The following is a 22,957-nucleotide window of genomic DNA, read 5'->3' as shown; positions in this document are numbered from 1 at the left end:
CGGGCACCCGACCATGCTGATCGACTTCGCCTTCATCGACATTCCGGCCCGCGATCACCCTGTGGCGGCGGGCCGGCTGCTGGAAGAAACGGCGCCCGGCCGCATCCTTGGCTGCTGGTCGGTCGAGATCGGGCAGCTGAACCATCTGGTTCTGGCCCGGGCCCATGACAGCGCGGCCGAACTGGGCGCGGCGCGCGCGGATCTGGCCTGGTCCGACGATCCGTTCGGTCTGGCGGGCCTGCTGCGCGGCTACCGGACCGAGGCCTATGCCCTGCCCGACTGGTTCGCGCCGATCCTGTCGGGCCGGCACGGGCCCTGTTACGAGCTGCGCATCTACGGGGTCAGGCCCGGCAGTTTCCCGGTTCTCGATGCCGCCTGGCAGCAGAAGCTGCCGCGGCGCGCCCGCTATTCGCCGGTGATCATGGCCGGCGTCTCGGTCGAGGGGACGCCGCGCTTCGCCCATCTCTGGGCCTATGAAAGCCTTGCGGCCCGCCAGGCCATCCGCGCCCGGGCGCAGGCGGATGGGGCCTGGCCGCCCGGCGCCTTTCCGGGCGCCCCGCCGCCGCCGATGCAGACGATGATCCTGACGCCCCTGCCCGGATCGCCGCTGACCTAGCGCCGCTTCTCCCGCCGGGCTTTCGCAATAGATAGACCGCAGACCCGGGCCGGCCGGGACTGCGGTTGCGCCTGCGCGATCAGCCCGCCGCGGCGGGCGCGATCAGCGCGTCCATCACCCGGGCCAGATCGTCCACCTCTTCCAGCGCGTTGATCAGCCCCGCCGCGCGGGCGACCTGATCCTCGGGCAGCAGCCGGCCGGCGCAACCGGCGAATTTGGCCTGCACCTCGGCTTCGGACATCGGGTTGAAGCGCGGATGGCCCTTGGAATGCACCACCCGATGCGACAGGCGCCGGCCATCGGTCAGCACCAGGACCACCTCGTTCTGCGCCGCGCCGGCCGGCTGCGGCGTGTGATGGATCCGGCCCATCATCTCGAGGGTGCGCGGATCCTGGATCCGGTCATCGGCGAACTGGTCGATTCCCAGCGCCCCGTCCAGCAGGCACAGCGCGATGCCGTAGCCCAGGCTGTAGCGCGCCTCGAGATCGGTCTTCGGGGCAAGATAGCGGTAGGTCGGCTTGTCGGCCTGCAGATCCACCTCGACCCGGGCGATCTGGTCGGGGGTCAGCGCATGGGTCTGCTGCAGGTGCAGGACCGAATCCAGCACTTTGTGATGCGCCCAGCAATTCGGATAGGGCTTGATGGTGATGCCCGGATCCAGAAGCCGGAACGGCGCGCCCAGGCCTTCGGTCAGGGCATGGGTTTCATAGCTGCCCGGGCCGCACAGCGCATCCATCAGCCCGAAACGGCCCTCAAGCGGGTCGGCATCGGCGCGGAAGCCTTCCTGCGACAGATGCGCCGCCATGATGCCGTTGCGGCTGGCATTGCCGGCATGCAGGCCCATGCCCATGCTGCCGATGTTCTGGCTTAGCCCGCCGCCCATGGTGGCGGCGATCGCGATGGCGTTGACGCTGTCCTCCAGCGACAGCTTCATCAGCTTGGCCGACAGGATGGCCGAGGTCACCGCGCCGAAGAACCCGGTCGGGTGCCAGCCGCGCTTGCGCATCTCCCAGGCGTCCTCGGTCACGGCGTTCAGCCGCTGGAACACGTCATAGGCCAGAACCTGCGCGGTCAGAATCGCCTTGCCGTCCAGATGGTACATCTCGCCCATGGCCAGCAGCGGCGGCACGATGGTGACGGAAGGGTGCGAGGGGCCGCTGTCGTCGAAGCTGATCGTATGGGCCAGGATGCCATTGGCGAAGGCGGCATTGTCGATCGTGGCGCGCCGGCCGTAGCCGATGACGCGGCAGGGGCCCTCGGCGCCGATCCGCGCCAGATAGCGCTGCACGATCTGCGAACGGGGATGCGCGGCTTCGGCCAGGGCCGATCCGACGCAATCCAGGAAATGGGTCTTGGCCAGATGGACGACCGCGGGGTCGAGCTGGTCATAGCCGGTGTCGAGGACGAATTCGACCAGCTCTCGGGTGCGTGACATGGGGGGTCCTTTCGCGTCTATCGGGAAGGGCCGTGCGCCGCAGCGCCGGCTGTTGAAGGGCAGGGGGCCGCGGGCAGGCCCAGGGCCAGAAATGCGGCCGCCACCTGGGCCAGCGCCTCGGCTGTGCCGGAAGGGTCGGCAAGCCGGGCCACGGCGGCGCTGACCTGGGAGGCCGGGGGCAGACCGCCGGCCTGTGCCAGGCAATCGGCCAGTTTCGCCGCGATCTGGTCGGGGTTAAGCGGCAGGTCGGCATGCCCCAGCGCCCGGGCCACTTCGGGGCTGGGCAGCGGCGCCGCGCCGTCGCGGTGCAGCGTGACCTGATCAAAGGCCGCGAAGCCTTCCAGCACCGGATCGGCGCTGTCCGACAGACGGCGGGCACAGCGCGCCATCAGGCGGCGCAGCTGCGGATCCGCCAGCCAGCCGGCCTGCAGCTGGGCCAGCCCGACCTGCCCGGTCAGCAGCGCCGTGCAGACCGCGAATTCCAGGCTGAAGCGCGCCTCGGCCACGGTCTGCGGCGCGTCATAGCGCAGGGTGGCGGAATGGCGGGGGCTGATCAGGATCTCGATCCGCGACAGCGCGTCGGGATCGAAGCCGCCCGCCGCGTGCAGCGCCAGCGCCGCGTCGATCGCGCGATGGGCGGCATAGCAGACCGGAAAGCGCTTGACGCTGGGGGCGATGCCCGCCAGCCGCAGCGCGCCGCCCGCCAGCCCCAGCGGCCGGGTCAGATCGACCGCGCCCTGCGGCGAATGCACCTGCAGAAAGCCGTTCCAGGCCTCAAGCGCGTCGGACGCCGCGGTCAGGCCGTGGCGGGCCAGATCGGCCGCGAAAACCCCGGCCTCGGCGGCGCGGCCGGCATGGAAGGGTTTGGTCATCGTGCCGAAATTCACCGTCAGCCCGGCCCCCAGCGAGGCGGCAATGCCCAGGGCCTGCGCGGTCTGGCCGGCGGTCAGCTGCCACAGCTGCGCCGCCGCCGCCGCCGCGCCGATCGGGCCCAGCAGCCCGGTCGGATGCGCGCCCTTGGCGTGGTACAGGGTGGTTTCGCGGCTCGAGACCTCGGCCCAGGCCTCATAGCCCGCCGCATAGGCCAGCAGGACCCGCCGCCCCTCGACCGGCTGCGGCAGCGCCGGCAGCAGCGCCAGGATCGCCGGCACCAGAACCGCGCTGACATGGCCGCCGAATGCCACGTCGTCCAGATCCAGCGCATGGGCGGCCGTGCCCAGAACCAGCGCCCGGTCGCGCGCCGACAGATGCGCGGGCCCCGCGCCGCCGTCGGCCCCCAGCGTCCGCGCCAGCGCCGCGACCGCCGGTTCGGACAGGCCGGCCGCGATCACGGCCAGCGTGTCGAGAAAGGCGATCTGCGCCCGCTGCGTGGCGGCGGCGCCCAGATCCCCGGGCCGCAAGCCTGCCAGGGCCGCGGCCAGATCGCGGGTCAGCGGAAAGCCGGGCGTGGCCATGCCGGGCTCAGCGCTTGTCGGCCGGGCGGCCATAGCTGTCCGCGGCGCCCGCCTCGGTGACATAGCCGCAGCGCAGATCATGCGCCAAGGCCTCGGCCGAGCGGGCGCGCGGATCGCCATAGCCACCGCCGCCCGGCATCTCGATCACCACCGTATCGCCCACCGGAATGGTCTGCAGCCCCTTGGCGCGCAGCTTGCCGCCCGAGCCCAGGCTGACCCGGCCGGGATGGCCGGGGCTGCCGCCCTGCCGGCCCTTGGCCGGGTTCTCGACCCGTTCGTAGCGGGCATAGAAGTTCAAGGGCAGATCGGCGCGGTTGCCGATTTCCATCGTCTGGCCCAGCCCGCCGCGCTGCTGGCCCGCCCCGCCCGAATCGGGCCGGAATTCCTTGCGCCAGATCACCAGCGAGGTGATCGCCTCGGTCACCTCGACCGGAACATTGCGGATGCCCGAGGGGAAGGGCGTGGCCGACAGCCCGTCCAGCGCTGGCCGCGCGCCGGTGCCGCCGCTGTGGAAGGTGGTGACCATGAAGCCGGGCTGCCCCGCTTCGGGCTGCTGGCCCAGGCGGATATTCCACAGGGTCCCGGTGCTTTCGGCCGGCACGCGGTTTTCCAGCGCCTGTTCGAAGCAGCCGAAGACCAGATCGGGCAGGAACATCCCGATGGTCGAGCGGGCGACGACCGGGCGGGGAAACTGCGCATTGGCGATGCAGTTCTCGGGCGCCGAGACGGTGATGCAGGCCATGGTCGCGGCATTGTTGGGCAGATGCGGCGCCACCAGGCATTTCACCCCGAACGAGGCATAGGCCTCGGTATAGCACATCGGGCAGTTGATCCCGTAGCGCGAGGGTTCCGAGGTGCCGGTCATGTCGATATGGACGCCGGTCTCGTCGACGGTCACCGCGGCGCACAGGTCGATCGGCGCCTCGAAGCCGTCGATCGTCATCTTGTTGTGCCAGGTGCCGCGCGGCAGCTTGGCGATCTCGTCCATCATCGCCTTGCGCGAGCGGGCGAAGATCTCGTCGCCGACCGTGTCGATCTCGGTCAGGCCGCATTCGTCCATGATGGTCAAAAGCCGCTTGCCGCCCACTTCGTTGCAGGCCACCAGCGCGAAGATGTCGCCCTCGACCTGGACCGGCTCTTTCACATTGGCCCGCACGATCTGCAGCAGGCTTTCGTTCATCACGCCCCGCTCGGCGATCTTCATGATCGGGATGAACAGACCCTCGCCATAGACATCGCGCGATTCCGGCGAAGGCCCGTTGCCGCCGATATCGACGACATGGGTGGTGCAGGCGAACAGCGCGACCAGCCGGCCGGCCTTGAAGATCGGCGTGACGACCGACAGGTCCGACAGATGGCCGGTGGCCTTCCAGGGATCGTTGGTGATGTAGACATCGCCTTCTTGCGCGGTGGCGACCGGGAAGACCTCAAGGAAATGCTTCACCGAGCGCGCCATCGAGTTGATATGGCCGGGCGTGCCGGTCACCGCCTGGGCGATCATCTCGCCGCGGGTGTTGAACACCCCGGCCGAGACATCGCCCGCCTCGCGGGTCGAGGTGGAAAACCCGGCGCGGATCAGGCTGCGCGCCTGTTCCTCGACCGCCGAGATCAGGCGGCTCCAGATCATCTGCAGCTGGATCTGGTCGATGCGCGGGCTCATGCGGCTTCTCCTTGGCTGGCCTGGGCCCCCACCGCATCCAGCACCAGATGGCCGGCAGGGGTCAGATGGGCGGTGAAGCCCTGGGGGATCATCGTGTTGGTTTCGTCTTCGGTGATGATGGCGGGGCCGCGGATCACCGCCCCCGCGCCCAGATCGCCGCGCTGGTAGACATGGGCGGGGGCGTCGGTCATCGATTGCAGGTCGACCAGGGTCTGGGTCTTGCGCGGCTTCGGTGTGGCGCTGCCGGCCAGAACCGAGCCGGCGGCCGCCGGGGCGCCGCCATTGCGCGGGCCGGACAGCGCGAGTTTCCAGGTCAGGCATTCGATATCCATGCCCGGGATCACCCGACCGAAATGCCGGCGGTATTCGGCTTCGAACAGCGCCAGCAGCTTTGCCTGCAGCGCTTCGGCCGGCGGCATCCGGTCCAGGGTCACCATGATCTCATGGCCCTGGCCGCGATAGCGCATGTAGACCGAGACGATCTCGCTCAGCGCCGCCCCCTGGGGCAGGCCCAGATCGACCACGGCCTTGGCCTCGGCGCGCATCGCCGCGACGATCGTTTCCATCTGTGCGGCGTCCAGCAGATCCAGCGGGATCAGCCGGGTGCGCACCGCTTCATAGGAAACCGGCGCCAGCAGGAAGCCATGGGCCGAGCCTACACCCGCGCCCTTCGGCACGATGATCCGCGAGATCGACAGTTTCTGCGCGATCCGCGCCGCATGCATGGGTGCCGCGCCGCCGAAGGCGATCATCGTGCGGCCTTCCAGCTGGGCGCCATTGTCGGTGGCATGGACGCGGGCGGCATTGGCCATGTTCTCGTCCACCGCCTCGACCACGGCGATGGCCGCGGTGCGGGTGTCCATGCCGGCGGGAAGGCCGACATGCGCGTCAAGCGCCCGGGCCGACAGCGCCAGATCCAGCGTGATCGAGCCGCCGGCAAAGCCCACCGGGTCGATCTTGCCCAGGATCAGGTCGGCATCGGTCACCGCCGGGCGGGTGCCGCCCCGGGCATAGGCCGCAGGCCCCGGTTCGGACCCGGCGCTTTCCGGCCCCACCGCCACCCGGCCCAGCGTATCGACCGAGGCCAGCGACCCGCCGCCCGCGCCGATCTCGACCAGGTCGATGACCGGCACGCGCAGGGGCATGCCCGAGCCGCGCAGGAAGCGGTAGGCGCGGGCGACTTCCAGATTGCGGCTTTGCTGCGGGGTGGCGTCGTCGATCAGCACCAGCTTTGCCGTGGTGCCGCCCATGTCGAAGGCGATCGCCTTCTCGATCTTCAGCTCTTCGGCGATGCTGGCGGCCAGAACCGCCCCGCCCGCCGGGCCGGATTCCACCAGCTTGATCGGCTGGGCGCAGGCGATATCCAGGCTGCACAGCCCGCCCGAGGACATCATCAGCATGATCTCGCCCGGAATGCCCAGATCGGCGATGCCCTGCTTCAGCCGCCGCAGATAGCTTTCCATCACCGGCTGCACATAGGCATTGGCACAGGTGGTCGAGCCGCGTTCATATTCGCGGATCTCGGGGCAGATTTCATGCGAGAGGGTGATCCGCACCCCGGGCAGTTCGCGGCGCAGGATCTCGGCCGCCAGCCGTTCATGGGCGCCGTTCACATAGGAATGCAGGAAGCAGACCGCGACCGCCTCGACCGCCTCGTCGCGCAGCGTCGGGATCACCGCCATCAGGCTTTCGGCATCGAAGGGCCGCAGCACCGCACCATCGGCGGCCAGCCGTTCATCCACCTCAAGCCGCAGCCAGCGCGGCACCAGCGGCGCGGGGCGTTCCATATACAGGTCCGAGACCTCGAAGCGATGCTCATAGGCCATTTCAAGCGAATCGCGGAAGCCGCGGGTGGTGATCAGCGCCACTTTCGCGCCCTTGCGTTCGATCAGCGCATTGGTGGCCAGCGTGGTGCCATGCACCACCAGCCCGATCCGCTCGGGGCCGATGCCGCTTTTCGCGATCAGGTCGCGGGTGCCTTCCAGCACCGCGCGTTCGGGATCGGCATGGGTGGTCAGGTATTTGCCCGACAGGAAGCTGCCCGGGGCGGTTTCAAGCACGATATCGGTGAAGGTTCCGCCGATATCGACGGCAAGGCGTGCAGGTCTGTCGGTCACGTTTCGGTCCTTTCAAGAAGTCGCGGCCCGGGTCTGGCCGGGTGCGGAACAAGGGGGGCGGTCGCGGCGCGCCGGTCCGCCCGGCCGATCAGTTCAGCCGGTCAGTTCAGCCGGGCCAGGCCGGCCTCGAGATCGCGGATCAGATCCTCGGGGTCTTCCAGCCCGACATGGATCCGCATCGACTGGCCACCGGGGGCCCATTCGGTGCTGCTGCGCAGCTTGGCCGGCTCGGTCGGGATCAGCAGGCTTTCAAAGCCGCCCCAGCTTGACCCCATGCCGTAATAGCGCAGTCCGTCCATCATCCGCGCCAGCGCCGGGCGGGCGACCGGCTTCAGCACAAAGCCGAACAGGCCCGAGGCGCCGGTGAAATCGCGCCGCCACAGCGCGTGGCCGGGGTCAGAGGCCAGGCCGGGATGCATCACCCGCAGCACTTCGGGCCGGGTCTGCAGCCAGGCGGCAACCTGCAGCCCGGCGGCATGGTGCTGGCGCATGCGCATGATCAGCGTGCGCATCCCGCGCAGGACCAGATAGGCATCGTCGGGCCCGACGCAGACGCCCAGCCGCGCGGCATAGGTCTTCATCCGCTCATGCGCGCCGGGGGCGCAGGCGATGGTGCCCGACATCACATCGGAATGGCCGCACAGATATTTCGTGCCCGCCTGGACCGAATAGGTCACCCCCATCGCCAGGGGCTGCAGGAACAGCCCGCCCGACCAGGTATTGTCCAAGGCCGTGGGAATGCCATGGGCGCGGGCCACATCGACGATGGCGCGGATATCCGGCATCTCGAAGGTCTGCGAGCCCGGCGGCTCGATCCAGATCAGCACGGTCTCCGGCCGCACCAGCCGGGCGATGCCGGCGCCGATCTGCGGATCGTAGAAGGTGCAGTCGATGCCCATCGGCTGCAGCAATTCGGTATAGGCGTGCCGGCAGGGGCCATAGACATTGTCGGGGATCAGGTAATGCGCCCCGGGTCGGGCATGCGCCAGCAGCGTGACGGTGATCGCCATCGCGCCCGAGGGCGTCAGCACCGTGCCCACCGCGCCTTCCAGCGCCGAGACCGCCTCTTCCAGGGCCTGGGTGGTGGGCGTGCCGCGCCGGCCATAGCGGACCGGCGCGCTGGCCTTGGCATCCAGCGCCTCAAGCGTGGGAAACAGGATCGTCGAGGCGTGGAAGACCGGCACATTCACCGCGCCGCTATGGGCCTGCGGGTGGCGCCCGGCATGGCAAAGCGCGGTCTGGACCTGGGCGGGGGCCGTGTCCGGCAGGGGCGCGGCCCGGGGCGCGGCGGCGGCGGTGACATCAAGGGAAGGGAAGGGGGTTGGGGGCATCGGCGATCTTCTGTCTGGATGGGCCCGAAGCGGGGCATCAGGCGCGGGCGGGATCGCCCCGGCGCCGGCGGGTCGGGCGGGGCGTCAGGTCTGCAGCGCGGTCGGCAGGTGATCGGGCAGGTCCAGGACGAAATGCCCGGGCCCGACCTCGATCATCCGCGTGGGCGCGGGCCGGTAATCGGGCGGGCGGATCGGGGTGCGGATCTCGTCCACCTCCAGCCCGCGCCGCAGATGCCGCCGCGCCGGATCGGGCACCGGGGCCGCGGCCATCAGCTGGCGCGTATAGGGATGCGAGGGCGTCTCGAAGACCGAGCGGCGCGGGCCGATCTCGACGATGCGGCCCAGATACATCACCGCCACGCGATGGCTGATCCGTTCCACGACCGCCATGTCATGGCTGATGAACAGATAGGACAGCTGCCGCCGGCGCTGGATCTCCATCATCAGGTTGATCACCTGGGCCTTGACCGACACGTCCAGCGCCGAGACCGCCTCGTCCGCGACGACCAGCTGGGGGTCCAGCGCCAGGGCGCGGGCGATGGCGATGCGCTGGCGCTGCCCGCCCGAGAACTGGTGCGGATAGCGCTGCATCATCTCGGGGCTCAGCCCGACATCGCGCAACAGGCCCGCGCTGCGGCGGCGGATCTCGTCCTCGGACAGATCCAGATGCACGCGCATCGGTTCGGCCAGCAGGTCGGCGATGCGGAAACGCGGATCCAGACTGGCGAAGGGATCCTGGAAGATCATCTGCTGCCTGCGGCACAGAATGGCGCGCGGCGCGGCATCGGGGCCGGTGGCCTGCAGATCGCCCAGCCGGATCGTGCCGCCCTGCAGCCGGTTCAGCCCCATGATCGCCCGCGCGGTGGTGCTTTTGCCCGATCCGCTTTCGCCGACCAGCGACAGGGTTTCGCCCGGCGCGATGCGGAAGGACACATCCTCGACCGCATGGACGCGGCCGGTCAGCCGGTGAAAGGCGCCGCCCCGCATGTCAAAGCGCAGCGACAGGCCCTCGACCGTCAGAAGCGGGGCCGCATCGGATGAGGGCGCGGCGGGTGCCCGTGCGGGTTGCGGTTCGGGTTGCGGCTCGGCCGCGACCGGCGCGCCGGTGCGGTGGTCGATCAGCTGGAAGGGCTGCGGCAGATCGGTGCCGTTCATCGAGCCCAGCCGCGGGATCGAGGCGAGAAGCGCCTTGGTATAGGGCTGGCGCGGGCGGGCGAAAATCTCGGCCGTGGGGCCGGTCTCGACCAGATCGCCGCGGAACATCACCGCGGTGCGATCGGCCACTTCGGCCACGACGCCCATATCGTGGGTGATGAACATCACCGACATATGCTCTTCGTCCTGCAGAAGCTTGATCAACTCGATGATCTGGGCCTGGATCGTCACATCCAGCGCCGTTGTCGGCTCGTCCGCGATCAGCAGCCGCGGCTTGCAGGCCAGCGCCATGGCGATGGCCACCCGCTGCCGCATCCCGCCCGACAATTCGTGCGGATAGCTGGCCAGCCGCCGCCCCGCCCCCGGAATGCGCACCTTTTCCAGCAGCGCAATCGCCTCACGCGTGGCATCGCTGCGCGACAGGCCGCGCTTCAGCCGCAGGATCTCGGTCAGCTGGAAGCCGATGGTGTAGACCGGGTTCAGGCTGGCATCCTGAAAGATCATCGACATTTCGGCGCCGCGCAGGCGGCGGATGCCGGCATCGGACAGGCCGGTCAGCGCCGTGCCGTCAAAGCGGATATCGCCCTCGATCTTCGAACTGCGCGGATTGAGCAGGCGCATGATCGACAGCGCCGTCACGCTTTTGCCCGATCCGCTTTCGCCCACGACGGCCAGGGTTTCGCGCGGGTGGATGTCGAAGCTGACATTGCGCAGCACCGGGGTCCAGCCCTGCGGGGTCAGGAAAGAGGTGGTCAGGCCCTGCACCGACAGAAGCGGGTGCGACGGGGCGGTGGCGGCGGCGGCCAGCGGCGACAGGGGGGCTGCGGCTTGCATCAGCTGTCCTTCCGCGGGTTCAGCACATCGCGCAGCCGGTCGCCCACAAGGTTGATCGCGACGATGGTCACCAGCAGCGACAGGCCAGGAAAGACGCTCATCCAGTACATGCCCGAGAACATGTATTGATAGCCGTTCGAGATCAGCAGCCCCAGGCTGGGCTGGGTGATCGGCACGCCCACCCCCAGAAAGGACAGCGTCGCCTCCAGCGAGATCGCCCGCGCCACCTGCACGGTCGCGATCACGATCAGCGGCGGGATGCAGTTGGGCAGCAGATGCTGCAGCAGGATCCGCCAGGTCGGCACGCCCATGACATGGCTGGCCTCGATATATTCCTTGCGGCTTTCCACCAGCCCGACGCCGCGGGCGGTGCGGGCGAAGGTGGCCCATTCCACCAGCACCAGCGCCAGGATCACATTGCCGATGCCCTTGCCCAGCACCGCCAGGATCATCAGCGCGATCAGGATCGTCGGGAAGGACAGCTGGAAATCGACCAGCCGCATGATCGCAGCCTCCACCCGGCCGCCGCGATAGGCCGCGATCAGGCCCAGCGTGGCGCCGATCACCGCCGCGGTGGTGGCCGAGATCACCCCCACCCCCAGCGAGATGCGCAGCCCGTAAAGAATGGCCGAATACATGTCGCGGCCCTGGTCGTCGGTGCCCAGAAGATAGGTATAACCCGCGGCCATCGAACTGGCGCCCGGCGGCAGCTGGCCATCCATGATGTCCAGCTGCAGCAGGTCATAGGGGTTCTGGAACGACAGAAGCGGGGCGCAGAGCGCGGCCAGGACGATCAGCACCAGCAAGACCAGCCCGACCGCGCCGCTGGGCGAGCGCAGGTAGGATCGGGCAAAGTCGCGCAGCGGCCGTGCCGTCGCTTCGGGATCGCGGGCGAAGGGGTCGACGATATCGGATGGCATCAGCGGGTCCGCGCTTTCGAGAACTGAACCCGCGGGTCCAGAACGGTGTACAGGATGTCGACCACCAGATTGATCGTGACGAAAAGCAGCACGATGATCATCAGGTAGGCCACGATGATCGGCCGATCGAGGTTGTTGATCGAATCGATGATCAGCTTGCCCATGCCGGGCCAGGCAAAGATCGTCTCGGTCACGACCGAGAAGGCGATGACCGAGCCGAACTCCAGCCCGACCACCGTGACGACCGGGATCATCACATTCTTCAGCACATGCACGAAGACGACGCGCCGCGCGCTAAGCCCCTTGGCATGGGCGAGACGCACGTAATCCTGCGGCAGCACCTCGGCCACGCCGGCCCGCGTCAGCCGCAGGATCAGCGAGGCCTTGAACAGTGCCAGGTTCAGCGCCGGCAGCAGCATGTGCGACAGCCCGTCCCAGGTCAGGAAGGACCATTTCACCCCCAGAAGCGTGACCGTGTCGCCCCGCCCGCCCGAGGGCAGCCAGCCCAGCTGCACCGAGAAGACCAGGATGAACATCATCCCGACCCAGAAGGTGGGCAGCGAGAAGCCCAGGATGCTGCCGGTCATGATGAAGCGCGACAGCGGCGCATAGGGGCGCAGCCCGGCATAAAGCCCCAGCGGCACGCCGATCAGCACCGACAGGAAGGTCGCGGCCAGCGCCAGCTCGATCGTGGCCGGAAAGCGCTGCATGATCACCCGCAGCGCGGGTTCGTTGAAGATGTAGCTGGTGCCCAGATCCAGATGGACCAGCCCGACCAGAAAGCGCCAGTATTGCACCCAGATCGGTTGATCCAGCCCGAATTCGGCGATCAGCCGCGCGCGCTCGGCCGGGGTGGCGCTGGGGGAAATCAGCAGGTCGATCGGATTGCCGATCAGGTTCATGCCGATGAAGACCACGACCGTCATGCAGAACATGACGAAGACGGCCTGTCCGATCCGTTGAAGGATGGAAGCGAACATGGGGGGCTCCGGTGCTGGAGGGGGCAGCCAGGCCCCGGGGGCCCGGCTGCCGAAGAGGTGCGCGGCTTAGCCCGCCAGATGGAAATCCATCGCCAGCGTGCGCTCGTCCGAGCGGCCCTCGAACTGGATGTCGCTTTGCATGCCCCAGACGCTGATCGGGTAATACAGCGGGATCACGGCCAGATCCGCCACCGCCATGGCGCAGCATTTGCGGTAGATCTCTTCGCGCTTGGCGTCATCGACGGTGGCCATGCCCTCTTCGATCAGCGCGTCCAGGTCGGGGTTGGAATAGCGCCCGCGGTTGTTCGACCCGAAGCCCGACGCATCGTCATAGCTGTGGATCAGGTTGCGCAACACGCCCGAAACCTCGCCCGTGGCGGCGCCATAGCCGACCAGGAAGAAGCTGAATTCGGGCACGCCGCCCTCGCCGCCGCTGGCCGCGCGCTTGTAGAAGATGTTCGCGGGCATGGCGTCGACCTCGATCGCGATGCCGATCCGGGCCAGCATCTGCGCCACCGCCTGCAGCACCGCGCTGTCGCGGATGAAGCGGTCATTCGGCCCGTGCAGCGTCAGCTTGAACCCGTCGGGATAGCCCGCCTCTTCCAGCATCGCCTTGGCCTTGGCCGCATCGGCGTCGCGCAGCGCGATCTCGGGATTGTGGCCGAAGATGCCGGCGGGAACCAGTTGCTCGGCCGGGGCGCCATTGCCCGACAGGATGCGCTCGGCGATCGCCTTCTTGTCGATGGCCAGATCGAAGGCATCGCGCACCAGATGGTTCTTGAACGGGTTCGGGATCGCGCTGCCATCCTTGGCGGTCGCATAGGGCGACACGTCGCGGCCCTGATCGAAGGACAGGAAGATCATCCGGTTGGCCGTGCCGCGGCCGAGGCGCAGCTTGGCGTCCTTTTCCAGATGTTCGACATCCGAGGGCGGCACAGAATCGATGACATTCACATCGCCCGATTGCAGCGCGGCAACCCGCGAGCCGCCGGTCGGAATGGGGCGGAACACCACCCGGCTCCATTGCGGCTTTTCGCCCCAATAGCCGTCATGCCGTTCGACCTGAATGACCTGGCCCGGCACATATTCGACGAACTTGTAAGGGCCCGAGCCAATGCAGGCCTTGCCGGAATTGTAATCCTCGGGCAGGGCGGTTTCGCCAACCTTTTTCGAGATGATCGCCGTGGTCGCAAGTTCGCGCGGCACGATCGGATTGGGCTGTTCGGTGATCACGCGCAGGGTGCGGTCATCGACCTTTTCAAAGGTCTTGTCGCCCAGATAGGCGCGCAGATTGAAGATCGCGCCGGGAACGTCGCTGGCGCGGGCATAGCTGAAGATCAGGTCTTCCACCGTCACCGGATCGCCGTTGTGGAATGTCGCCCCCTCGCGCAGGGTGAATTCCCAGGTATTGCCATCGACATTGCGCCAGCTTTCGGCCAGGCCCGGCACTTCGTTCTGCGAGGCGTCCATATGGACGATCCGGTCGAAAAGATGCTGCGAGACCGAGCTATTGGCGGTCTGGATATGCCAATGCGGATCCATGGAGGAACTTTCCGTGGACATGCCAATGATCAATGTCCCGTCCAATTCGACCGCATAGGCCGGGGCCGAGCGCAGCAGGCTGCCGGCGCCCAGAAGCATGCCGAGCCCACTTAGAAAGTGCCGTCTGTCAAGTTCCATCGGGTTCCCCTGTCATCGTCTTTGCTTTTTCTTAAGGGTATCCGACCATGTGAATGCTTAAGTATGCAAGTGTTTTTTTATGTTCTGATTGGAAAACATTTCTTCCTGTCCGGGCGGCTGGAACAGTCGGAAAATCCCTGTAAGCGCATGATAAAAAGCTGATTAATTCCACGATGCCCGGCCAGAAGCCGGCATTTCGCAAGCCCGGGGTCGGCCGGGCAGCGGTTACCACTGCTCAGAGAACAGGCAGGTGATGGCAAAGGGCGCGCAGGGGGAGCGGGCGGTGGCGCCTGGACGGAATCAGTCCGAGGCCAGCAGCAGCCGATGCTGATGCGACGAGCGGATATGCAGGCGGATCGCCTTTTCGGCCGCGTCCGGGTCGCGCCGCTTCAGCGCGTCGACGATCTGCAGGTGCTGCTCATGCGCGTTCTGGGCGCGCCCGCCTTCGCCCAGCAGGCTGGGCAGCAGCGACATGGTGATCGACAGCTGTTCCAGCGCCTCGAGCAGATAGCGGTTATGCGCCGCCAGGGCGAGCAGGCGATGAAACTTCTTGTTGATCGTCGACAGTTTCACCGCATCGTCCATACAGGTCTCTTCGGTTCCGACCAGATCCTGCAGGGTGGTGATTTCGGCATCGCTGCCCGACAGAGACGCCAGCCGTGCCGCCGCACCTTCCAGCACTTCGCGCATCATGTACAATTCGCCGATCTGCTGATGGCTTAGATCGGTGACGATCAATCCGCGGCGCGGGACATTGGTCAGCAGACCATCCGCCTCAAGCTTGGAAATGGCATCGCGAATGGGCGTGCGCGAAACGCCGAATTTTTCGGCAAGCGCGACTTCGGTCACCCGGTCGCCGACCCGAAACTCGCCATTGTGAATGGCGTCGCGCACCTGTTCGTAGACGGTATGGCTGATGTCGCGCGTCTTGGGTGCTTTGGTCATACGGGCTGTCTCGAAATGTTATTTCCTGTCAGGAGTACACGTGTTTTCGGATGCATCCAAGTTGGATGAATGCCGGGACATGCGTCAATAGTGCAGGCGACGCGCGGTCAGGCGCACCAGCCGGGCCAGATTGGGCATGATCAGGAAGATCCGGGTGATCTGCATCGCGGTGACAAACGCCACGTCCAGGCCCAGCAGCCCGGCGGTCAGCGCCATTTCCGTAACCCCGCCCGGCGCCATTCCCAGCATCACGGTCGGGAAGGGGGCGGCGAACAGCGCGCTCAGGCCCCAGGCGGCCAGGGCGCAGCTGGCAATCAGCAGGAACGAGGACAGCAGCATCGCCGCGATCAGCCGCCTTTGCCGCAGCAGCAGATCGGGGCGCAGGCAGGCGCCCAGCCAGGTGCCCAGCAGGATCTGCGCCGCCGACAGCAGTGGCGCGGGCAGGTCATAGCTGGGCAGGTCCAGCGCCGACAGCAGCGCCGCGGTGAAAAGCGGGCCCAGGAAGAAGGGGTTGCTGATCCGGCCCCAGCGCAGCAGGGCAGGCCCCGCCAGCGCGGCGGCCAGGGTCAGCGCCATGCCGGCCACGCCGCCCTGATGCGGGGCGGCCGGTGGCAGATTGCCCTGCGCCGCGCCCAGAAGCAGCAGCACCGGCACCAGCGACACGACCATGATGATCCGCATCGTCTGCGCCAGGATCACCGGCGCCGGGTCGACGCCGAACCTTTCGGCCAGCACCCCCGCCTCGACCGGAGATGTCGGCACGCAGGCGAGCAGCGCGGTCACCCGGTCGCTGCCGCCCAGCCGCATCTGCAACCGCGCGACCAGCGCCGCGGCGGCAAGGACGCCGCAGGTCGCGGTCAGCAGAAGCGGCGCGCTGGCCAGCAGCGCATGCAGCGCGTCGGGGGTGAAATGCGCGCCGACAAAGGTTGCCACGACGATCTGGCCGAAGGGCCGGGTCATCACCGGGACCACGGTCCTGTTCAGCCCGGTCATCGTCAGCACCGCGGTCGAGGTCAGCGGGCCCAGCAGCCAGGCCAGCGGCACGCCTGCCCAGGCGAAGACATAGGCGGTGCAGCCCGCCACCAGGTACAGCGCCGGAAGTGCGGCGAGCCCGCTCATGCCAGCGACCCGGGATCGGGCCCCGCGCGTCGCGGGCCGGCCGGCGAAGGGGCGGCCATCGCGCTAGGCCCCGGCCGGGCGCGGCAGAATGTCGGCATGCGCCACCACGCCCGGATCGGGCCCGGTCAGCCGCGCGACCGAGACCAGGCAAAGCTGGCCCGCGCAGCCCTGGCTCAGCGCCGAGGCCGGGCGATCGGCGGTCAGGGCATTGGGGTTGCCGTTGACGCAGACCATGCCCAGGCCGTCAATCTCGCGCGGGGCATACCAGGCGCCGGTCGACAGCTGCAGCACCGAAGGCGCGACGCCCGGGTCCGGGCGGGCCACCGCCAGCGCCGCGCCCTGGTCGTTCCACAGCCGCAGCACCTCGCCGTCGCGGAGGCCCAGCCGCAGCGCGTCGGCGGGGTTCATCCGCACCACCTCGCGCCCCTGCACCTTGGTCGCCTGGCTTGTCGGCCCGAAATCCAGCTGGCTGTGCAGCCGTCCGGCGGGTTGGTTGGCGATCAACTGGAACGGATGGCGGCGGGCCAGGGCCGCGCCCAGCCATTCCTCGGGCGGGATCCAGGCCGGATGCGCGGGAAGGCCGCTTGCGGCCACCCGGGCCGAGGACAGTTCGATCCGTCCGCTGGGCGTGGCCAGCGGGTGGCGGGCGGGGTCGGCGTGATAGGCCTCCATCATGCCGGGCGCGTCCGAGACCGGCAGCGCCAGCGGCGGGCCGTCGAAGAAATGGTCGAAATCCGGGGCGGGCAGGCCCTGATCCTGCAACGCCGCCCTGGTGTCCTGATACAGGTGATCCAGCCAGTCGCGCGCGCTGCGGCCTTCCGAGAACGGCTCCAGACAGCCCAGCCGGGCGGCCAGATCGCAGAAGATCCGGTAGTCGTCGCGCGCCTGCGCATAGGGTTCGGCCAGCTGGCGCATCGGCACCAGCAGCGGATCGCCCGCGCTGGCGCCGATATCGTCGCGCTCGGCGGTCAGGGTGGCGGGAAAGACGATATCGGCATGCGCGGTGGTGGCGGTGCTGACGCTGTCATGCACGATGATCGTCTCGGGCCGCGCGAAGGCCCGGCGCAGCCGGCCCAGATCCTGATGATGGTGAAACGGGTTGCCGCCGGCCCAGTAGACCAGGCGGATCTGCCCATAGTGCCGGGTCGTGCCGCGATAGCTGTACGCGGCGCCGGGATGCAGCAGCAGATCGGCGATCCGCGCGACCGGGATGAAATCGCCGGCGCGGTTCACGCCCTGCGGCAGCGTCGGCGTCGGCACGCCCAGCTGCGGCTTGCCGTGATTGCCCATCGAGCCGAGCGCATAGGAAAACCCCGCCCCCGGCCTTTGGCCGCCGCCCAGCATGCACGCCAGCGCCAGCGCCATCCAGACCGGCTGCTCGCCATTCTGGGCGCGCTGCAAGCCATAGGCGATGGTCACGATGGTGCGCTTGCGCGCGGCCAGATCGGCCAGGTCAGCGATCTGCCCGGCCGCGACGCCGCAAATCGCCTCGGCCCAGGCGGGGGTCTTGGGCTGGCCGTCGCTTTGCCCCAGGATATAGGCCTCCAGCGCGGGCCAGCCGGTGGTGAAGGCGTCCAGATAGGCGCGGTCGACGGCGCCCGTCTCGATCAGCCGGTGTGCCATGCCCAGCATCAGCGCCACATCGGTGGCCGGGCGCGGCACCAGCCGATCGGCCGCGGCCTCGGGCGGCATGTCATCGGCCAGCGCGCTGACCGAGACGAAGCGGGCGCCGCGGGCGCGGGCGGCCCGGATCGCCGCGGCGGCGCCATGCTGCGAGATGCCCCCGGGGCTGACCGCCAGGTTCTTCAGCGGCAGCCCGCCAAAGGCGATCACCAATTCGGTCCGGTCGCGGATATGGTCCCACCATCCGCCCTCGCGCGACAGGCGGCGCCAATTGCCGGTGACCAGGTCCAGGATCACCGATCCCGCGGCGCTGGAATAGGATTCGACCGAGCCGACATAGCCGCCGAAGGCGGTGTTCAGGAAGCGGTGGACCTGGCTTTGCGCATGGTGGAAGCGCCCCGCCGAGGACCAGCCATACGACCCGCCAAAGACATGGCGGCCGGGCAGATCCGCCTCGGTCCAGTCCGCGCCGGCGCCCAGCCGTTTCAACTCGGCCGCGGCCAGGTCAAGCGCCTCGTCCCAGGGCAGGGCAAGGTAATCGTCGCTGCCGCGGCGCGGATCGGGGCCGGGGCCGTCGGCCAGCCAGCCGCGCCGCACCAGCGGCCGGGCGATCCGGGCGGGGTGGGTCAGCGCGGCCGGGATGTTCTGCAGCAGGGCCGAGGGCGCGGGGTCGCCCGGCAAGGGCGCGATGCGCAGCCCGTCCGCATCGCTTGTGGCGCTGAAGGCACCCCAATGGCTGCTGTGAAAGCGGCCCGGGCGGGCGGGGGCGGGCGGAACTTCCCTGGTCATCTTGAACGCCATCCTTGTCGCGGGGCGCAGACATCCTGCCGGCCTGCCTGCAGGCGGGTCGGGCCGGCCGACCGTAAGAAGGCGGGCCGAGGCGGCGTCATGCTGATGATGGATGCATTTGTATACAGCTGTCTACAATGGGTCAACCATTGTGTTCCCAACCCGCAGCTGCCGGCCCGGTTGCGCCGTGAAGCGGCCCGGTTTTGCAGCATGTGCCGAAAGACTGGGCACAGGTCGGGCAAAGGTCGGGGCAGTGCCCGGGCAAAGCGCGGGGTCAGGCCGCGCCTGTCACGCGCCGCATCAGGTAGATATCCATGATCCAGCCATGCTGCTGGCGTGCCTTGGCCCGGGTGGCCAGGATGCGCGGGGCGCATTCGGCCAGCGGGCCCGCGATCCGCAATTCCTCGGCCATGCCCAGATAGGCGCCCCACCAGATCGAGATCCCGGCCGGGTCCAGCGCGGTGAAGGCCCCGCCGGCATCCAGCATCACGACGACCGTATCCGCGCCCGCGGGCCAGCCGCCCTCGCGCAGGCGCCGCCCGGTGGTCAGATGCACCGGCCCGCCCAGATCGTTCAACGGAATGGCATGGGCGGCGCACAGCGCCTGAATGGCGGTGATGCCGGGGATGACCGTCAGGGTCAAAGGCATCTGCCGCGCCAGCCGCTCGGTGATGCGCAGCGAGCTGTCGTAAAGCGAGGGATCGCCCCAGATCAGCAGCGCCACGCGCGGGCCGCCGCCCTGATCCAGATGGGCGCGGATCGCCGCCTCCCAGGCCAGGGCGATCGCATCGTGCCAGTCATTGACGCGCTGCAGGTAATCCGGCGTCGCCGGGTCGCGTACGGGCAGGTCGAAGCCCTGAACCCGGGTCTGCGCGCCCGTCACGCAGCGGGCGATGATCTGATGGCGCAGCCCCGCCAGATCGGCCTTCTCCTCGCCCTTCAGGGGCACCAGGATCAGATCGGCGGCGGCCATGGCCTGGGCGGCCTGCGCGGTGACATGGTCGGGATTGCCGGTGCCGATGCCGATCAGGGAAAGCTGGATCACGGGGTCATCCTTGAAGTGCTGCCGCCGCGGCGCAAAACCGCGGCGACAAGGGCCATGCGGCTAGGCCTGTGCGGTTTCCTTCGACCAGATCGCTCCGGCCGTCCAGCCCAGAACCGCCCAGACCGCCAGGCCCACGCCCAGAACCCGCGCCGCGAAGGTCGCGGCCAGTTCCGGCGGGGCCACGCCCGCGAAGCCGTCCAGATGCGGCGCGCCGATCAGATGCGGGGCCGCCAGAAGCACCAGGGCCAGCACCACATAGATCGGGCCGCGCCCATAGGCCAGCAGCGCCAGCCCGGCCCCCGTCGCCAGAACGGTGCCCCACCACCAGACCTGCCGCGCGGCAAGGTCTGCGGCGGCCGTGCCGGGCAGTTCCGGCGCAAGCCCCAGTGCCGGGGCCAGCTGGAAGGCGGCATAGCCGGCAAGGCCCCAAAGCAGCCCCTCGCGCGCGCCGATCCGCCGCCCATAGGCAATGGCCAGACCGAAACCTGCCACCAGCACCATCGCATAGCCGGTATAGACCAGGATCGAGAACAGCCCGGTCAGGGCATTGCGCTGCAGATCGGACGGCTCGGCCTCGGCGTCGCCATGATCATGCGCGGCGTGATCATGCGCCTCGGTCCCGGCCGGTTCGGCCGCCGCTCCGTGGTCATGCCCGGCCGGGGCCGCACCCTGGAAATGGCTGACGGCGCCGCTTTCATATTCTTCCGCCAGAAGCAGAGACTTCTGCACGAAAACGAAATGCAGCAGGGTCGCAAGCAACCCCGCCGCAACGCCAGCGAACACCGCGCTGGCCAACATTTTCCGGAACATGGCGTCAGTGGCAGGGGAAGCCGGTGGCGTGGCGCACGTCATGGGCTGCGTCATGCAGCGCCGCCGATTGCGCATGGCCGGCGACGAACAGCGTCGCCACGCCCAGCAGGGCCAGGAAGACCACGGCGGTCAGAGCCGAAGACTTGTCAGAGGCGCGGGGCGCGGTCTGGGTATTGGTCATCTTTCATCTCCTTACCGTCACACCCGACGGCGGTTGTTGCCTTCATGCCTGGCCGGTCTCCTGACTCGCGGGTCGAAGCGTGCTTTCCGCCTTCCCAGCCCGTGACGGGGCCAGTGGCCGTTGGAAAGCCGCTCTCCGCTTACAGTCGCGGGGGCGGTTGGGGCTTCGGGCGCCGGATTCGGTCCGCCCTTTCCCCATTCCCGTTTCAGTCCGAGCGCTTTGCGCCTGATCGGACACCATGCCCGTTCAGTTGCCATCATGCCCGCATCCGGGTCAAGCGCGATTCCGCCGCCCCCCGCGCGATCTGCGACCGTTCAGGGCGGAATGCGCGCCAGCGCCTTCAGCCGCAGCCCGCCCAGAACCCGGGCATCGGCGAAGCTGCCATCGGCCGAGGCGCTGTAATGGCGCAGGAAATTCAGCAGGTCGGGCAGGTCGGCTTCGGTCAGGTCGCCAAAGAGATAGGCGGTCTTGCCGGGGCTGCGGAAGGCGCAGGTCGAGGGCCGGGTGCAGCCCGACATGCAGTCGACCATCTGCAGCCGCGCTTCGATCTGCGCCTCGATCCGGGCCGCGGTCAGCGCCGCGCGCAGGGGCGCCGCAAAGCCCGCGCGGCCCAGGGCACAAGAGCTGCACAGCGTGACGGTCAGGGTCATGGCGCTATCCCTCGGCCAAGGGGCCATACAGGATCAGCGCCGGGCCCGCGCTGGCGGGGGCATCGGCCAGCGTGGTGGCCAGGGCCTGAAGTGTGCTGCGGGTCAGCCGCTGCTCGGGATGGCCGACGGATTCGGCCAGCAGCGCCGGCGTGTCGGGGGCAAGTCCCTCGGCCAGCAGTCTTGCGGCCAGGGCGGGAAAGCTGCGCCGACCCATGAAGACCACGGTCGTGGCCTGCGGATCGGCCAGGGCGGCCCAGTTCAGGCCCTCGGGCAGGGTGCCGGTCACATCGGCGCCGGTCACGAATTGCACCCGCCGCGCCGTCAGCCGCCGGGTCAGCGGAATGCCCGCCGCCGCGGCCGCCGCACAGGCCGAGGGCACGCCCGGTACGATCTCATAGCCGATCCCCGCCGCCCGCAGCGCCAGGATTTCTTCCTCCAGCCGCCCGAACAGGCCGGAATCGCCCGATTTCAGCCGCACCACCCGCGCGCCTGTGGCGGCGTGATCGACCAGCAGCCGGCTGACATGGTCCTGCTTGGGCGAGGGCTTGCCCGCGCGCTTGCCCACCGCCACCAGTTCCGCCCCGGGCCCGGCATGGGCCAGGATCGGGCCCGAGGCCAGATCGTCGAACAGCACCACATCGGCCTCGGCCAGCAGGCGGGCGGCCTTCAGCGTCAGCAATTCGGGGTCGCCGGGGCCGGAAGAGACGAAGAAGACAAAGCCGGTCATGGCTGGGGATCCTGCGCGGGAAAGGCTTCGGCCGACGAAGTTTCGGCTGGGGCGATCAGGTGGAAGAACGTGCCCGAGACGCGGCCGCCGGGCGCCATGTCGCGGAAGGATCCGGTCTCGGCCACGGGCGCGCCGGTGGCGTCGGTGACCTCGGCCAGCGGCGGATCGGGCTGGGCCAGGATCGTAGCGTAGTGGAATTCGTGGCCGCGCAGCGCGGGCGCGGTCTGGCCGGGCAGCGCCTGCAAGGGCCGGGCAAGCCGATAGCCCAGATGCATCCGCCGCTTGGCGAAGCTGGTCTCAAGCCCCAGAAGCCCGGCCATCCGGTGGCGGGTGCCATCGGCAGCCACCAGCCCGGCCCCCAGCGCCATGTAGCCGCCGCATTCGCCATGGATCGGGCGGGTCTGGGCAAAGGCGGTCAGCCCGTCGCGGAAGGCCTCGGCCGCGGCCAGGCGCGGCGCATGCAGTTCGGGGTAGCCGCCGGGCAGCCAGCAGACCGTGGCGCTGGGGTCGGGGGACTGGTCGGCCAAAGGCGAGAAGGGCAGGATCGTCGCGCCCTGGGCGCGCCAATCGGCCAGAAGATGCGGATAGACGAAGGAAAACGCCGCATCGCGCGCCAGTGCGATGCGTTCGCCCGGGGCGGGAACTGGCGGGGCGACAGCGCCGGGCAGCGCGCGCGCGGCCGCCAGGGCGCGGATCGCATCCAGGTCGCAATGGGCGGCCACGAAGCGGGCGGCCTCGGCCAGGATCGCCTGCCCAGGCGCGGCCGTGCCGGACGGCCTGAGCAGCCCCAGGGCCGAGGCCTGGCCGTCGGCGGGCCCCCCGTCGCGCTCAGGGTCGGTGTCGGCCGCGGCCCGGGCCCAGAAGCGGCGATTTTCGGTGATCATCG

Annotated in this window: 18 protein-coding genes, 1 pseudogene and 1 riboswitch; of the genes and pseudogenes, 1 reads left to right on the top strand and 18 read right to left on the bottom strand. The window is 69.0% G+C overall.

The features are described from left to right. Window positions 1-13: 13 nt before the first annotated feature. A complete protein-coding gene (locus K1Y73_RS00095) occupies window positions 14-616 on the top strand; it encodes an NIPSNAP family protein (protein WP_225025868.1) in 603 nt (200 codons plus the stop codon). 79 nt (window positions 617-695) lie between these two features. Here the strand turns inward: K1Y73_RS00095 and K1Y73_RS00090 are convergent, their stop codons facing one another. The 18 genes and pseudogenes from K1Y73_RS00090 to K1Y73_RS00005 form a co-directional block, all read right to left on the bottom strand. Continuing rightward, window positions 696-2,051, bottom strand: a complete 1,356-nt coding sequence (locus K1Y73_RS00090) for an MmgE/PrpD family protein (protein WP_225025867.1) — start codon at window positions 2,049-2,051, stop codon at window positions 696-698. A 17-nt stretch (window positions 2,052-2,068) separates the two neighbouring features. Beyond that, complete coding sequence (locus tag K1Y73_RS00085; RefSeq protein ID WP_225025866.1) at window positions 2,069-3,505, bottom strand: MmgE/PrpD family protein; 1,437 nt, start codon at window positions 3,503-3,505, stop codon at window positions 2,069-2,071. Window positions 3,506-3,512: 7 nt separating this feature from the next. Then, window positions 3,513-5,165: a hydantoinase B/oxoprolinase family protein gene (locus K1Y73_RS00080; protein ID WP_225025865.1), complete on the bottom strand. Its 1,653-nt coding sequence runs from the start codon at window positions 5,163-5,165 to the stop codon at window positions 3,513-3,515. Continuing rightward, a complete protein-coding gene (locus K1Y73_RS00075) occupies window positions 5,162-7,282 on the bottom strand; it encodes a hydantoinase/oxoprolinase family protein (protein ID WP_225025864.1) in 2,121 nt (706 codons plus the stop codon). The genes K1Y73_RS00080 and K1Y73_RS00075 overlap by 4 nt, the downstream gene beginning before the upstream one ends. Before the next feature lie 101 nt (window positions 7,283-7,383). Continuing rightward, window positions 7,384-8,613 carry a cystathionine beta-lyase gene (metC, locus tag K1Y73_RS00070; RefSeq protein ID WP_225025863.1) on the bottom strand — a complete coding sequence of 410 codons (1,230 nt, stop codon included), beginning with the start codon at window positions 8,611-8,613 and terminating at the stop codon, window positions 7,384-7,386. 84 nt (window positions 8,614-8,697) lie between these two features. Further along, entirely contained in the window at window positions 8,698-10,602 is a 1,905-nt protein-coding gene (locus tag K1Y73_RS00065) for an ABC transporter ATP-binding protein (protein WP_225025862.1), read from the bottom strand. Further along, entirely contained in the window at window positions 10,602-11,522 is a 921-nt protein-coding gene (locus K1Y73_RS00060; protein WP_225025861.1) for an ABC transporter permease, read from the bottom strand. The genes K1Y73_RS00065 and K1Y73_RS00060 overlap by 1 nt, the downstream gene beginning before the upstream one ends. Continuing rightward, entirely contained in the window at window positions 11,522-12,502 is a 981-nt protein-coding gene (locus tag K1Y73_RS00055) for an ABC transporter permease (protein WP_225025860.1), read from the bottom strand. The genes K1Y73_RS00060 and K1Y73_RS00055 overlap by 1 nt, the downstream gene beginning before the upstream one ends. Window positions 12,503-12,568: 66 nt before the next feature. Further along, window positions 12,569-14,182: an ABC transporter substrate-binding protein gene (locus tag K1Y73_RS00050; RefSeq protein ID WP_225025859.1), complete on the bottom strand. Its 1,614-nt coding sequence runs from the start codon at window positions 14,180-14,182 to the stop codon at window positions 12,569-12,571. 300 nt (window positions 14,183-14,482) lie between these two features. Then, window positions 14,483-15,127 carry a GntR family transcriptional regulator gene (locus K1Y73_RS00045; RefSeq protein ID WP_225025858.1) on the bottom strand — a complete coding sequence of 215 codons (645 nt, stop codon included), beginning with the start codon at window positions 15,125-15,127 and terminating at the stop codon, window positions 14,483-14,485. Window positions 15,128-15,211: 84 nt separating this feature from the next. After that, the gene (locus K1Y73_RS00040) at window positions 15,212-16,246 is read right to left on the bottom strand and encodes an AbrB family transcriptional regulator (protein ID WP_225025857.1); all 1,035 of its coding nucleotides are present in this window, start codon (window positions 16,244-16,246) and stop codon (window positions 15,212-15,214) included. 63 nt (window positions 16,247-16,309) lie between these two features. Then, window positions 16,310-18,658: a molybdopterin-dependent oxidoreductase gene (locus K1Y73_RS00035; protein WP_225025856.1), complete on the bottom strand. Its 2,349-nt coding sequence runs from the start codon at window positions 18,656-18,658 to the stop codon at window positions 16,310-16,312. Window positions 18,659-18,932: 274 nt separating this feature from the next. Continuing rightward, on the bottom strand, window positions 18,933-19,703 hold the full coding sequence (cobF, locus tag K1Y73_RS00030; protein ID WP_225025855.1) for a precorrin-6A synthase (deacetylating): 771 nt from the start codon (window positions 19,701-19,703) through the stop codon (window positions 18,933-18,935). A gap of 60 nt (window positions 19,704-19,763) precedes the next feature. Then, a complete protein-coding gene (locus tag K1Y73_RS00025; RefSeq protein ID WP_225025854.1) occupies window positions 19,764-20,513 on the bottom strand; it encodes a CbtA family protein in 750 nt (249 codons plus the stop codon). 4 nt (window positions 20,514-20,517) lie between these two features. Then, a complete protein-coding gene (locus K1Y73_RS00020) occupies window positions 20,518-20,694 on the bottom strand; it encodes a CbtB domain-containing protein (protein WP_225025853.1) in 177 nt (58 codons plus the stop codon). Between the two features lie 33 nt (window positions 20,695-20,727). After that, window positions 20,728-20,950, bottom strand: a riboswitch (cobalamin riboswitch). Window positions 20,951-21,008: 58 nt separating this feature from the next. Continuing rightward, a complete protein-coding gene (locus tag K1Y73_RS00015; protein ID WP_225025852.1) occupies window positions 21,009-21,344 on the bottom strand; it encodes a DUF1636 family protein in 336 nt (111 codons plus the stop codon). Window positions 21,345-21,348: 4 nt separating this feature from the next. After that, window positions 21,349-22,071: a uroporphyrinogen-III C-methyltransferase gene (gene cobA, locus K1Y73_RS00010; protein WP_225025851.1), complete on the bottom strand. Its 723-nt coding sequence runs from the start codon at window positions 22,069-22,071 to the stop codon at window positions 21,349-21,351. Further along, window positions 22,068-22,957 (bottom strand): annotated as a pseudogene (locus K1Y73_RS00005) (hypothetical protein); the annotation flags it as partial. The pseudogene K1Y73_RS00005 and the gene cobA, both read right to left, overlap by 4 nt.

Origin of the sequence: Xinfangfangia pollutisoli (genome assembly GCF_020179405.1) — a bacterium.
In the GTDB taxonomy this organism is placed as follows: Bacteria; Pseudomonadota; Alphaproteobacteria; order Rhodobacterales; family Rhodobacteraceae; genus Pseudogemmobacter; species Pseudogemmobacter pollutisoli.
This window is presented reverse-complemented; position numbering and strand designations above follow the sequence as displayed.